This is a genomic window from Azospirillum sp. P4_B5 (genome assembly GCF_056402275.1).
In genome coordinates this window covers 143,357-157,094 of the sequence record NZ_JBFUHT010000009.1, presented here as the reverse complement: position 1 = coordinate 157,094, position 13,738 = coordinate 143,357, and the positions used below count along the sequence as shown (strand labels likewise).

At 64.0% G+C, this 13,738-nt stretch carries 9 protein-coding genes; 4 read left to right on the top strand and 5 right to left on the bottom strand.

Going from position 1 to position 13,738, the window contains the following annotated elements; translation table 11 throughout:
* Positions 1-622 precede the first annotated feature (622 nt).
* From AC1DVI_RS10015 to istA, 4 genes are all read right to left on the bottom strand, one after another.
* A complete protein-coding gene (locus AC1DVI_RS10015) occupies positions 623-1,024 on the bottom strand; it encodes a hypothetical protein (RefSeq protein WP_476957836.1) in 402 nt (133 codons plus the stop codon).
* Positions 1,025-1,228: 204 nt separating this feature from the next.
* Entirely contained in the window at positions 1,229-1,849 is a 621-nt protein-coding gene (locus AC1DVI_RS10010) for a plasmid pRiA4b ORF-3 family protein (RefSeq protein WP_237906837.1), read from the bottom strand.
* Positions 1,850-1,893: 44 nt separating this feature from the next.
* Positions 1,894-2,670, bottom strand: coding sequence for an IS21-like element helper ATPase IstB (gene istB / locus AC1DVI_RS10005; protein ID WP_237906836.1), 777 nt, complete (start codon positions 2,668-2,670; stop codon positions 1,894-1,896).
* The gene (istA, locus tag AC1DVI_RS10000; RefSeq protein ID WP_476957835.1) at positions 2,667-4,193 is read right to left on the bottom strand and encodes an IS21 family transposase; all 1,527 of its coding nucleotides are present in this window, start codon (positions 4,191-4,193) and stop codon (positions 2,667-2,669) included. Before istA ends, istB begins: the two co-directional genes overlap by 4 nt.
* A 662-nt stretch (positions 4,194-4,855) precedes the next feature.
* Between istA and AC1DVI_RS09995 the strand changes: the two genes are divergently transcribed.
* The 4 genes from AC1DVI_RS09995 to AC1DVI_RS09980 are packed head-to-tail and all read left to right on the top strand — an operon-like array spanning position 4,856 to position 12,236.
* Positions 4,856-7,294: a type I restriction-modification system subunit M gene (locus tag AC1DVI_RS09995; protein WP_476957834.1), complete on the top strand. Its 2,439-nt coding sequence runs from the start codon at positions 4,856-4,858 to the stop codon at positions 7,292-7,294.
* Positions 7,291-8,433 carry a restriction endonuclease subunit S gene (locus tag AC1DVI_RS09990; protein WP_476957833.1) on the top strand — a complete coding sequence of 381 codons (1,143 nt, stop codon included), beginning with the start codon at positions 7,291-7,293 and terminating at the stop codon, positions 8,431-8,433. Before AC1DVI_RS09995 ends, AC1DVI_RS09990 begins: the two co-directional genes overlap by 4 nt.
* Positions 8,434-8,464: 31 nt before the next feature.
* Positions 8,465-11,536 (top strand): type I restriction endonuclease subunit R, encoded by a 3,072-nt coding sequence (locus AC1DVI_RS09985; protein ID WP_476957832.1) that lies wholly within the window; start codon positions 8,465-8,467, stop codon positions 11,534-11,536.
* A complete protein-coding gene (locus AC1DVI_RS09980) occupies positions 11,526-12,236 on the top strand; it encodes a M48 family metallopeptidase (protein WP_476957831.1) in 711 nt (236 codons plus the stop codon). Before AC1DVI_RS09985 ends, AC1DVI_RS09980 begins: the two co-directional genes overlap by 11 nt.
* A gap of 126 nt (positions 12,237-12,362) precedes the next feature.
* Here the strand turns inward: AC1DVI_RS09980 and AC1DVI_RS09975 are convergent, their stop codons facing one another.
* Complete coding sequence (locus tag AC1DVI_RS09975) at positions 12,363-13,646, bottom strand: tyrosine-type recombinase/integrase (RefSeq protein ID WP_476957830.1); 1,284 nt, start codon at positions 13,644-13,646, stop codon at positions 12,363-12,365.
* Between the last annotated feature and the right edge of the window lie 92 nt (positions 13,647-13,738).

Here is a 13,738-nt window from a genome sequence, read left to right as displayed (position 1 = left end):
ACAGGATTGACTTGGTTCGGTGCTCGGACCAAGAGCGGCGCGCGGCGGTCGCGCGTTCCAGCTTCCGAAATCTGCCACGAGAAGCGGATCGCCGCGCTGCCCTCCACCCCCACTATGATCGGCCGGCGGAACCCGGTCGCGCGTATTTCGTATATTTTAGGCGACCTGTGGATGAGGCGGCGGTGCCGGGGCAGGAGCTACGGAAGGCTGCGCGCTTGCCTGAAGGAGTGAGCAGGATTGCCGCTGCATCACACTTGGAAGGCGTGCAGGAATGAGCTTCTCGAGTCGGTGAGCGCGGATTGGCGGCGTCGCTCCGCTCGGAATTTAAGTCGCCACTGCGCAGGTCAAGAACGGACATCCTCGTTCTGGCCACTGCACTGCCTTCCCGCCGGTGCCAGTGCCGGTGTCGGGCCCGCGGGCGATGGTGGGATCGGTCATGGTGGCCGTAGCTCCGAGGCGCCGTGATGTGACACCGCGGTCGTCGTCCGGCGAATTATAGCGTTCGGACGCTATAAACCGATAAGCTCGACAGAAATGCCCGCGCAGGAACAATCGGCTCGGTGCTGGCCGTCGTACTCGTCGATCATCGCTGTCGGCCTACCGAGAAAGCTGGCCGGCGAGATCAGGCGACTGTCACCAGCCGGGTCCGAATGTCGTCCCGGCCTTGCGCGGTCGGCTGTCTCCGCTCGTCACCATCACGGTCATTCCGAGGCCGCGCAGCTCTGCCACCGCCTCGCCCCCCGTCCTCCGTCGCCGCCCAGACAGCCTGTTCGGCATCGAGCGCAGCGACGAGCGTGTCCGCCCGGCACGCTCGTTCCTCGGGCGCCTGCGCGGCGTCATCGAGGTCTTGGATTCCCGCCAGCAGGCGATCCGCCGCGGCCCGGACCTCACCATCGAGATAGCCATTCGTCCAGGGCTGGGGCGTCTCCAACCGGTGGACCCGCTCGGCGATCCGTCGGGCGAGAGCCTGATCCGCCGGCGCTGGCTGTTCCTGCCGGCTCGCATGCGTATCGATGTTCGCCATCCTTCTGACCTCGTCATGTTGGAACCCAACCGCGGAAGCGGGTGGGGGCGACACGCCGGTCTCATGACCACGTGACGGGCCAAGGCGCTGCAGGAGGGATTGCCGACAGAACGACAGCTTCGGGAAGCGGAGGAAGGCGAAGTGTGCAACGACAATTTTGACGTCCTGTTGACGCCAATTACGGTGTCTGGTCGGAGGGTGGGATCAGTCGTATCGTGACAGTGCCGCTCGGCGTTTTGCGGCGCGGACAGCGGAGCGAACAGCGCGATCGGTTTTGGCGATGTCGAACTTTTCGGGATGGAATGCTCGGCCCGCCCATCGCTTCATGTCGGCATGGTCGGGGTGGTTTGGGTCGTGCAAGACGTCGAGGAACTCAGCGTAGCCATGGACACCGCCGACGTCCTCCGGAGGTCGCGAGCGGGCGCCGTCGATGCAGGCGGGGTACTTGCGATCGGCCTCGGGCAAACGCAGGGTTTCGATCTCGATCCGATGGTGCCAATCGTCGCCGAAGTCGTAGAGATAGAGGAACGGCGGCGGGGTGGACAGGAAGTCGAACAGGCGAACGTCCTCCTCCGGCAATGCCCGGCTGTCGTCGTCGAAGGCGTCGGCGTTGAGCATGTCGGGGTCGCCGAAGCGCAAGCCGCCGATCTCAAACTGATGGAGATGGTAGTCGAGCCAGCCGAAGGCGGCCTGGATGATGTGGTGCAACTCGGCCAGCGTGGTTTTGCGCGGCACCAGCAGGCGCCGCCAGATCGGCGGGTCGATGTCCAGGATCGTGATCTTCAGCTGGGCGATGGTCGGCGGCTCATACATGGCCGCCATCATGCCGCCGCGCCGGTCCGGCGACAATGACGCGGTTGTCGCGTCGATTACCCTTCGCCGGCCCTCGGGTCTTGGGCCGCGGCCAGGGCGGAGCGGCGGCGGTAGCTTTCCGTGTTCAGTTCCAGAATGGTGGCGTGGTGCACCAAGCGGTCGATGGCGGCCACGGTCATGGCGGGATCGGGAAAAATCGCGTCCCAGGCGCTGAAGGGTTGATTGCAGGTCAAGATCAAGCTTCGGCGTTCGTAGCGTTCGGCGATCAGCTCGAACAGCACCGAGGTTTCGGCCTGGTCCTTGCGGACGTAGCCGAGGTCGTCGAGGATCAGACAATCGAAGCGGTCGAGCCGGGCCAGCAGGTTTGGCAGGGCGAGGTCGCGCCGCGCCGCCTGAAGCTTTTGCACGAGATCGGTGGTCCGGGTGAACAGGACACGCCGGCCGCCTTCGATGAGGGCGGTGCCGATGGCGGCGGCGACATGGGTCTTGCCGACGCCGCTGGGGCCGAAGATCAGCAGGTTGGCGCCGCGCTCGATCCAACCGTCGCCCCGGCCGAGCGCCTCGACGTGGGGTTTGCGGATGGTGGGCACGGCAGCGAAGTCGAAGGTGGCCAGCGTCTTGCCGTCGGGCAGATCCGACTCGGCCATGTGGCGGGCGATGCGGCGTTCGGTGCGTTCGGCCAGCTCATGCTCGCACAGGGTGGCCAGGAAGCGCGCGGCCCCCCAGCCCTCTCGGTCGGCCCGTTCGGCGAAACCCGGCCACAGCCGGCCAATGGTCGGCAGGCGCAGGGCGGACAGCATCACGGGCAGTTTGGCGGCATCGATGTCGGTCATGCAGGCTCCGGATCGGGGGTGGCGGTGGCCGGCCGCAGCAGGCGGTCGTATCCGGCGAGATCGGGCGGCGCCACGGTGATCAGTGGCACCGCCGCCGGCTGGGGAGGCGCCACGGCCGTCCGGGCACCCTCGAGATCGGGCAGGCCGCCGCGGTCGAGCACGGCGTCGAGATGCTCGGCCAGGGCCGCCTCGCAGGCGCCGGTGGCTGCCAGATGAAGCAGACCGACGTAGACGCGGCACGCCTGCCGGTCGTCGAGCTGTTCGTCCAGCACCTCCCAGGCCCGGCGGAAGGCCGGTTGGGGAAAGAGTTCGTCGCGGAAAACGGAGCGGCGGAACGCCTGCGGCTTGCGCACCAGGGATGCGGCGAGGTGGCGGTAATCGACGACCCGGTCGCGCAGCTTGCCCTTGGGATGCTTGCGGGCGAGCGTCAGCACCTGGGTCGTGCCCAGCCAACAGAGCAGCCGGTCGTCGTAGAGATGCACCTTAAGCCGGCAGCCGACAAGCCGGGACGGCACGGTGTAGAGCACCTTGCGCACGGAGATGGTGCCGCTACGGGTCACGGTGACGGTGGTGGTGGAGAAATCGGTGGTGCGGTGGCGGGGCAGCGGCTTGAGTTCCGGCAACTCCACCTCCAGCGCCTTTCGGCGGCGGGCGTTCTTGCGGGCGACGGTGTCCTGCAGGAAGGCCTGGTAGGTGGGAATGTCCGGGAAATCGCGCGACCCACGCAGATCGAGGGCGTCGCGCAAGGCTGCTTTCAGATGTCCATGGGCGGCTTCAACGCTGCCGTTCTCATGAGCGACGCCGGCGTTGTTGCGGGTCGGGGTCATGCCGTAATGGCGGCAGAAGGCGGCGTATCCGGCGGCTTCGTCGTCCTCGGCCGTCAGGTTGCGGTAGGCGGCAGACAAGCGGTCGGTGCGATGGGTGTGAGGAACGCCGCCGAGTTGCCACAGCGCTTCCTGAAGCCCTTCGGTCAGGGCGGTGAAGCTCTCGCCGCCCTGGACGAGCTTGACGGTCTCCCAGCCGCTGTAGGCCAGCCAGAAATGATAGAGGAGATGGTCGAAGGGGATGCCGTCGATGGTGATGCCGAGGCTGGCGGTCTCGGTGAAATCGGACAGGGCCTGATAACCGGGAGGGTGGTCTTGGCGGAAGATCAACTCCTGCTCCGGGCCCTCGGTCGCCCGCCACAGGGCGACCCGGCGCTGAAGCGAACGCAGCAGGCGATCAGGATAGTCGCCGGGGTGACGGCGCTGGAGCTCTTCCAGCAGGGTGGTCGCCCGGATGTGTGGAGCCGAGCGCAGAACCGGCACCAACTCCTCGTCCCACACGCCGGCGAACGGATCCTCGCGGGTACGCCAGGTCCGTTCACGGGGCCGTTGGCTTGGCGGGATTGGGTTGGCGTCGATCCGGCGCGCCGTCCGCTCGCTGAACCCGGCCTTCGCCGCCGCCGTCGCCTGACTGTCTCCTTGCCTGCGCTCGTCCATGTACTGCCTGACCTGCCGGTCGGTGATCCGCGCGCCCGTCATCAGCCTCTCCCCCGCGATCGCGGGGGAGAGGCTGATGACGGAGCCGCCACCCGGCCATTCCAATCGTCGTCAGGCGGTCATCGTAATTGGCGCCGTGCAGCGAAGGCCCGTCGCTTGGGGGCAACACTGTCGAGCGCCTTCCGCAACAGCCGGACCGCCGCGTCGCGCTCGTCGCTAAGACGGCATACGCGGACAATGCTGGCGGTTTGGTGATTCCCCGAGTGCTGTCGCCGTTGACGGCGCATCCTTTGAGCGGGGTGGCCGCATCGGTCGTGAAGGGAGACAAGAAACACAGACGCGCATGAGCAATTCCTGTCGAGGCATAGGCGCCGACTTGGCTGTGAGCTGGGCGATTAAGGAGGGTAGCCTCCCCGGTGAGGGAGGGATGCGGCGGCCCACACCTCATCTCAAGCAATGGGAACCTGCTGCCCAGCGAGCACTTCCAGTCGGCCGTGAAGCGGGATTTGTCGAGGCCACTCTCGGTGTGCGTCTGCCAGATCGGACCGTCATGCCGGCCCTGTACCGTCACCCCAACGGCTAGGCCAGCCCGAACTTGACGGTGTCTGCAGGACGCCTTCCGCAACGTCACGACGTGATTGCGCAACAGCCTCCAAGCCCGTATCAATCGGGAAAAATAGAGATAATTCGAGAGCGAGCGGCTCATGGCCATCAAGAAGAGCGATATCTACCGGTCTCTTTGGGAAAGCTGCGATCAGCTCCGGGGCGGCATGGATGCCTCGCTCTACAAGGACTACATCCTCACCCTGCTCTTCGTGAAATACGTGTCCGACCGCGCTGGCCAGCCCGACGCGTTGATCGAGGTGCCACCGGGGGCCTCCTTCGCCGACATGAAGGCCCTGCGCGGATCCAAGAACATCGGCGAGGGGATGGACACGATTATCGCCCGCATCGCGGAAGAGAACGACCTCAGCGGCGTGATCGATCGAGCCTTCTTCAACGACCCCGAAAAATTCGGGCGCGGCCAGAAGATGATCAAAACGCTGACCGCGCTGATCAACATCTTCAGCCGGGAAGGGCTGAACTTCTCGAAGAACAGGGCTGACGGCGACGACATCCTGGGCGACGCCTATGAATACCTGATGCGCAACTTCGCGACTGAGGCGGGCAAGTCCAAAGGTCAGTTCTACACCCCGGCCGAGGTGTCGCGCGTCGTGGCGGCTGTCGCAGGCGTCAGCCGGGCTACCAGTCCGCGCCAGACGGTCTATGACCCGACCTGTGGCTCCGGCTCGTTGTTGATCAAAGCCGCCGAGACCGCCCGCGTGCCGATCACCATCTTCGGTCAGGAGATGGACATCGCCACGCGCGGCCTCGCCCGCATGAACATGATCATGCACAACCGCGCGACCGCTGAGATCGCGCAGGGCGACGTCATCGCCGAACCGCACTTTCTGACCGACGCGCACACCCTCCAGACCTTCGACTTCGTCGTCGCCAACCCGCCCTTCTCGGCCAAGGCATGGGCCGCGGGCCTGGCCGAGGAAACGAAATACGGTCGCTTCGTCGATGGGGACCCGCCCGCCAAGAACGGCGATTTCGCCTTCCTCCTACACATCCTCGCCTCGATGAAGGCCACAGGGTCGGGCGCGGTCATCATGCCGCACGGCGTCCTGTTCCGCGGCAACGCCGAGGCCAAGCTGCGCGAGAAGATCCTGAAACGCGGCTACATCAAGGGCGTCATCGGCTTGCCCGCCAACCTGTTCTACGGCGCCGGCATCCCCGCCTCGATCATCGTCCTGGATAAGTCCGAGGCGCGGGCCGACCGCCCCGTCTTCATGATCGACGCCTCCAAGGGTTTCATCAAGGACGGGAACAAGAACCGTCTGCGCGAGCGCGACATCCATAAGATCGTCGACGCCTTCACCCGGCAGGAGACTACCCCCGGCTATTCCCGTCTCGTCCCCTTCGATGAGATCACCGGCAACGGCTTCAACCTGAACATCCCCCGCTACATCGACGGGTCCGACCCCGAGGATCTACAGGACATCACCGCCCACCTGCACGGCGGCGTGCCGGAGCGCGACATCGACGCGTTGGGCGAATTCTGGGCTGTCATGCCCACCCTGCGCGCCACGCTCTTCGGGCCGAACCCGCGCAAGGACTACGCCGATCCGCTGGTGGCACCCGACAAGGTGCGTGCGACCATCCGCAACCACCCGGATTTTGCCGCCTTCCGGGAGCAGGTCACGGACATCCTGAACGGCTGGATCACGGCCAACATCCCCGCCCTGTTGGGCATCGGGCAGGGCGACCACCCCCGTGACCTGATCCACTCCATCGCAGAGGACATGCTGACCCGGTTCGATCCCGCGCCCCTGGTCGACAAGTACGAGGCCTATCAGCGCCTCATGTCCTATTGGGCGGCGACCATGCAGGACGATGTGTTCATCATCGCGGGCGGCGGCTGGCTGGCGGCGCGCGCGTTGCGCGAGGCCCGGAAGGAAACCAATGACGACGGCAAGGTGAAATGGCTGGAGGAGGGCGACTTGACCGTGAACAAGGCCCGCCTTGTCGCCGATGTCATCCCGCCCGCGCTGATCACCGCACGCTTCTTCCCCGATCTGAAACAGGCGCTGGACACCGCCACCACCCGGGCCGAGGAGCTGGGCCGCGAGATCGAGGAACTGGCCGAGGAACACGGGGCCGAGGGTGGACTGCTGGAATTCGCGCTGTCCGATACCGGAAAGCTGACCGCCGCATCGGTGAAGGCGCGCGAAAGTTCGGATGAGGCCGAGCCTGAGGAACGGTTGCTGTTGAAACAGGCGGCCAAGCTGATTGCGGCCGAGGCGGCGGCGAAGAAGGCGGCGAAGGAGGCCGAGGCGAAGCTGACCGCGGCGGTGCTGAAGAAATACCCGATCCTGACCGAGGACGACATCCGCACCCTGGTGGTGCGGGACAAGTGGCTGGCCGACATCACGGCCGCCATTGGGGCCGAGGTCGAGGCCCGCACCGAGGCGCTGACCGCCCGCGTGAGGGTGCTCACCGAACGTTATGGCCAGACCCTGCCGCAGATCATGGATGATCTGGCGGTGCTGGAGTCTCGGGTGGCCGGTCATCTGTCGGCGATGGGGGTAGCGGTATGATTGAAGGCTGGACCAGTAAGCCACTCGGCCAGATTGTAACCTTTCAACGTGGCTTTGATCTTCCGAAGCGTTTGCGTGTCCAGGGGGATGTGCCAATTATCTCGTCCTCTGGTCCCGAGGGATGGCACAACGAGACGATCAAGACGGGGGCGGGGCTTGTAACAGGGCGATACGGAACCATCGGGAAGGTCTTCTTTGTCGAAGGCCCTTACTGGCCACTGAACACAACCCTTTTTGTCTCGAATTTCCACGGAAATGATCCGAATTTTTGTTATTACCTGCTTCAACGCTTTGATTTCGCTGGCCAGAGCGGGAAGACAGGCGTTCCGGGCGTAAACAGGAATGACCTTCATGTAATTGATGTGCTGTCGCCTGATGACCCCGTCGAACAAAAGGCCATCGCCGCCGCGTTGTCGGATGCGGATGGGTTGGTGGTGGGGTTGGAGCGGGTGATCGCCAAGAAGCGCCTGATCAAACAGGGCGCGATGCAAGACCTCCTCACCGCCCGCCGCCGTCTCCCGGGGTTCTCGGGGGAGTGGCCCATTCGAACCGCAGCGTCATTCGCGCCATTTATCACCAGCGGATCGCGTGGCTGGGCAAAATACTATGCAGAGGCGGGTGATCTGTTCATACGGATTACAAACCTGGATCGGGAGTCCATCTACCCAGACTTGTCTGACCGACAACACGTTGCACTCCCAGAGTGTGAACGAGAAGGGCTGCGAACGGGACTCAGGTCCGGAGACATCCTGATTTCCATCACCGCGGACATTGGGATCATCGGTTATGTAGATGAAAGGGTACCACTTCCCGCTTACGTCAACCAGCACGTCGCCTGCCTGCGGCTGCCGTCTGATCACGTATGCCCCAAGTTCGTCGCCTACTATCTAGCATCAGACGGACCGCAAAAGCGTTTCGTCGAGATGACGGATGTGGGTGCAAAGACTGGGATAAACCTGGCAACGGTTAGCGAATTAACCTTTGCTTGTCCCTCGATTCATGAACAGAAAGCCATCGCCGCCGTCCTGTCCGACATGGACGCCGAAATCCAAACCCTCGAATCCCGTCTGGCCAAAGCGCGGGCGGTGAAGGAGGGGATGATGCAGAACCTTTTGACAGGGCGGGTCAGGCTGGTCTGACTGGGTGACAGTATTTTCAGGGGGAATTCTCATGGCCATCGGCGATCCGGAACGCGCCACGCAGAACCGCATGATCGCCCAGATGTGCGGCGATACGTCGGGCAAGACCGGCGGCCTCGGCTGGCGCTACCTGGGGGACTGGCAGAAGCGCGCGGGCAACGCCAACATCGAGCCCGACCTTCTGCGCCCCTGGCTGACCGCACGCGGGTATGACCCGGAAGTCGTCACCAAGGCCGTCGCCGAATTGCAGCGCGCCGCGCGGATGGACGGGCTGAAGCTCTACGAGGCGAACCGCGCCACCTATGACATGCTGCGCTACGGTGTGCAGGTTACCCCCGGCCCCGGCGAGGCTCCGGTCACTGTGCGCTTTGTCGATTGGGAGAATCCGGCCGCCAACGACCTTGGTGTTGCCGAAGAGGTGGCGATCACCGCGAAGAACCCCAAGGCCTACAACAAGCGCCCCGATCTGGTGATGTATGTGAACGGTATCGCGCTGGGCGTGGTGGAGTTGAAGAAGTCCACCGTCGATCTGGGTGAAGGCATCCGCCAGACGCTGGACAACCAACGCCCCGAATTCATCCGGCATTTTTTCACGACCGTACAGATCACCTTTGCAGGCAACGACATGCAGGGCCTGCGCTATGCCGCCATCCAGACCCCACAGCCCTATTGGCTGGCCTGGAAGGAGGAAAGCACGATCACCGCGCCGCTCGACCGCGACGTATCGCAGATGCTGGCGCCCGCGCGGTTTCTGGAACTGATCAACGATTTCATCCTGTTCGACGCAGGCATCAAGAAGGTCGCCCGCCCAAACCAGTATTTCGCCGTGAAGGCCGCGCAGGCGGCCGTGCAGGCGCGCCAGGGCGGGATCATCTGGCAGACGCAAGGCTCGGGCAAAAGCCTGATCATGGTGATGCTGGCCCGCTGGATCCGCGAGGCCCGGCCCGATGCCCGGATCTTGGTGGTGACCGACCGGAAGGAACTGGACGAACAGATCGAGGCGGTTTTCGGCAATGCCGGCGACAAGGTCCGCCGCGCGAAGTCTGGCGCCGACCTGCTGGCCGCGTTGGCCGACCCGAAGCACCGGGTGGTGGCGTCGCTGGTTCACAAGTTCGGCCGCCGGGAAGAGGACGAGCTGGGCTCCATGATCGCCGACATCCAGCGCGGCCAGGTCGGCGCGCCGGTATGCGAGTTTTTCGTCTTCATCGACGAGGCGCACCGGACCCAATCGGGCAAGCTGGCCGGGGCTATGCGGATGATCCTGCCGGATGCAGTGTTCTACGGCTTTACCGGCACACCGCTCTTGCGCACCGGCAAGCAAACCTCGCTGGAAGTGTTCGGCCCCTACATCGGCACGCCTTACCGCTTCAATGAGGCGGTGGAGGATCGGGTCGTGCTGGACCTGCGCTATGAAGCTCGTGACATCGACCACCGCGTGGCCTCGCCGAAGAAGATCGACGAGTGGTTCGAGGCCAAGACCAAAGGGCTGACCCCTGTTGCGAAGGCGACGCTGAAGCAGCGCTGGGGCACGCTGCAACGCGTGCTATCCTCCAAGGACCGGCTGGAGCAGATCGCCAACGACATCATCATGGATATGGAGTTGAAGCCGCGCCTGAAGGCCGGCCGCGGTAACGCCATGCTGGTGGCAGGGTCGATTCCGGAGGCATGCAGGCTGTTCGAGATCTTCCGGAACTCCGGCTCGGACCTCGCCGGGAAATGCGCGATCGTCACGTCCTACATGCGGAATGCCTCCGAACTGACCGGCGAAGAGGCCGGGATGGGCGAGACGGAAAAGCAGTACGTTTATCGCGTCTATAACCGGCTGATGACCGATCTGGGCACGGATGAAGAGGCCTACGAGGCCGAGGCCCTGCGGAAGTTCCGCAAGGAACCGGCGCAGATGAAGCTGCTGATCGTCGTCAGTCGTCTGCTGACTGGGTTCGATGCGCCGACCGCGACCTACATCTACATCGATAAGCAGATGCGCGATCACGGGCTGTTCCAGGCGATCTGCCGCGTGAACCGCCTCGACGGGGATGACAAGGATTACGGCTACGTCGTCGACTACAAGGATCTGTTCAAGAACATTGAAACCGCGGTCGAGGATTACACCTCAGGCGCCTTCGATGCCTTCGACGTGGCCGATGTCGAGGGGCTGATTTCCTCGCGGGCCGAGAAGGCCGGTGTGGACCTCATGACTGCGCGGGACGCATGGTTCGGACTGCTCGACCCTGTGGAACAGCCCAAGGGTGACGAGCAGGTTCTGGCGTACTTCTCCAGCCCAGGCGGATGGGAGACAGATCCGCAATCCGAAGAAAAGGCGCGGCGACGCCAGGCGCTCTACAAACTCGCTGCGGCTTATGCCCGCGCATTTGCGTCTGTAGCCGACGATTCGGCAGCCTCAGGTATCAATGATCTTCAGCTGGCTCAGTACCGTGGCGAGGTGGATCGGGCGATCTTGCTGCGCGATGCTGTTCGGCTGCACAGCGGTGACGCAGTCGACATGAAGCAGTTCGAGCCTGCGATGCGGTATCTGATCGACACCTACATCAAGGCTGAAGAATCCGAGGTGATCTCGCACCTTGACGATATCAGTCTGATCGATCTCGTGGCGAGCAAGGGCGCAGCGGTCGAGGACGGGCTGCCAAGCTCCCTGAAATCAAAGCGTGAGAACGTTGCCGAAGCCATTGAGAACAACGTGCGCCGGCTAATCACCGATGAGACGCCGGTAAACCCCAAGTTCTACGAAAGGATGTCGGATCTTCTGACCGACTTGGTCAAGAAGCGGAAGGATGATGCCCTCGCCTATGCGGAGTATCTGGAAAGGATAGCAGAACTGGTCAGGGCGGTGAAGGCGGGGCATGGTGGGGAATATCCCTCGACCATGACATCACCGGGGCGCAAAGCGCTCTATGACAACCTTGGTCAGGATGAGGCCACGACCTTGGCGGTGGACGAGGTGATCCGCAGAACCGCCCAAACCGGATGGCGTGGCAACAGAATGAAGGAGCGGATGCTCCGGCAAAAGCTGCTCAACACTCTCGACGTTGAGGAGGTCGTGGACAGTATCATCGAGATCATACGGTCGCACGATGAATACTGAACTGATCGAAATCGCTGGACTTTGGGTGGAGCTGGTCCGCAAACCGATCAAGAACCTTCATATCGGCGTCTATCCCCCGACCGGTCGCGTTCGCGTCGCAGCACCGCCTGCGGTCAGCGAAGATGCAGTCCGGGTGGCGGTTGTCACGCGGCTTGGCTGGATCAAGAAGAAGCAGCGCGAGTTCGAAGGACAGGCCCGACAGCCCGAACGCCGGTATGTCTCCGGGGAGACCCATTTTGTCTTCGGAAAGCCGCTTCGCCTGCTGGTCAAGCCAGCTCCCAAGAACAGGTGCGTGATCCAGCCAGACGCGTCGGATCGCTTGACGATGACAGTGCCGGCAGGGTCAACAACCGATCAGAAGGCACATTTGCTGTCTGCTTGGTATCGCGGGCAACTGAAGGAGCGGGCAGCGCCCCGCATCGTGAAATGGTCAGACCGGCTGGGCGTGACTGAACCGCGATGGGGCATCAAGCTCATGAGAACCAAATGGGGAAGCTGCAATCCCGACAAGGGCTTGGTGTGGCTCAACCTGGACCTCGCGAAAAAGCCTCTTCCTGCTCTGGACTACGTCATCTTGCATGAAATGGCCCACTTCATTTCTCCGCGACACGACGACGTCTTCTTGAGCGTCTTGGACAGGAACATGCCGGGATGGCGACAGATCCGGGCGGACCTCAATGCCCTACCTCTGTCGGAGTGACGTTCTGATTTCCGCTGAGTCTGCGTATCGGGGAGGAGATGCTGGCGCTGCGCGGCATTTTGGTGTGCCACCGTACCTGGGGGCACCATCAGTCAGACCAGCCTCAGCCGAGTAGCGCGTTTTTGTTCATCCCCCGACGGATAGAGGCAAAACATTTGTTTGCTGAACGAGGCCGAACGACGGCGCGGTCCGGCGCACCATGTCGGCCACGTACGACTGTGCCAAGTGCCCATAGTGCTGCTCCACCATGCGCGTGTCGCGGTGCCCGAGGTTCTGCGCCACCACCATCAGCGGCGCCCCGGCCATGATGGTCAGGCTGGCCCAGGTGTGGCGCAACTCGTGGAAGGTGAAGGCCGGGTCGAGGCCGGCGCGTCGCACCGCGTCCTTGAAGGGGCACTGGTGAAGGTCGCGGTCCCAGCGCCCGCCGTCATCCCGTTTGAGCAGCGGCTCGCCCATCGGGCGACCGAGTGTCAGTTGCCGGCAGGCCGCCATACCTTCCTCGTTCAGAACGACGTGCCGCGGCTTGCCGGACTTGCTGTCACGAATGAACAGCGTGCCGCTCGCCACTTGGTAGTCGCGCACCTCCAGCCGGCACAGCTCACCGTAGCGCGCCCCGGTGAGAAGGGCCAGTTGCACCATTGCCCGCAGCTCAGGCTGGCAGGCATTCAGCAGGCGGCGGGCCTCATCGTGGTCGAGGAAGCGCGAGCGCTGGCGCTCGACGCCGCCGAACTGCTGGACACGTGCCCAAGCGTCGTTACTCGGGATCAGCCCCTCGCGCCACGCCCGGTTCAGCGCTGCACGCAGGGTCACCAAGTGGCGGTTGGCGCGCAGCCGGCGCTTGCGCAACGCTTCCTCGGGGTTGGGATCCTCCGCACGGTACCGCTGCGCCGTGCCCTTCGACGTCCGCAGGCGCGGCGGCTCCTCGGCAATCTCCCGGTGCCACTTGCGGATCACGGCGGAGCTCAGTGCTGCCGTGTCGAAGGCGCCCAGGCGTGGCAGGATGTAGGCTTTGACGTAGGTGTCGAGGTGCTTGACCGACTTGCGGTGCGTCTTCACGTAGTCGAGGTAGTCCTCTAGGCACTGCGCCACCGTGTAGGGGCCACGCCGCACGCCGGCCTCGGCGGCGGCCTTGGCCTCGCACCAGCGCCGCGCACGCACGCTCGCCTGGTCGAAGGTGAGGACGCCGACGCCGTCCGCTTCCAGAGCGTCGTCGGCTTGGCCAAACGCGTCGAAGTGCTGGGTGCCCAGCGTGTCGCGGTAGCGTACCAGCCAGCTGCCGGCCCCTGCCGTCAGTCGCCGGTAGCCGAGATAGCTGCCCTTGGCCAGACGCGTCCAGTAAGGCTCGCGGCGAGGAGCAAGTTTGGCGCGCGCGGTCTTCGAGCGGATGTCAGGGGCCGCGGAGCGGGCCATGAACGGGCCTCCTCGTACGGAATCGGTACGGAAAAGCATCGGCGATAAGGCCCAGAAGATAGCAGGCGGGCGTCTGCTAAGCTATTGAAAAA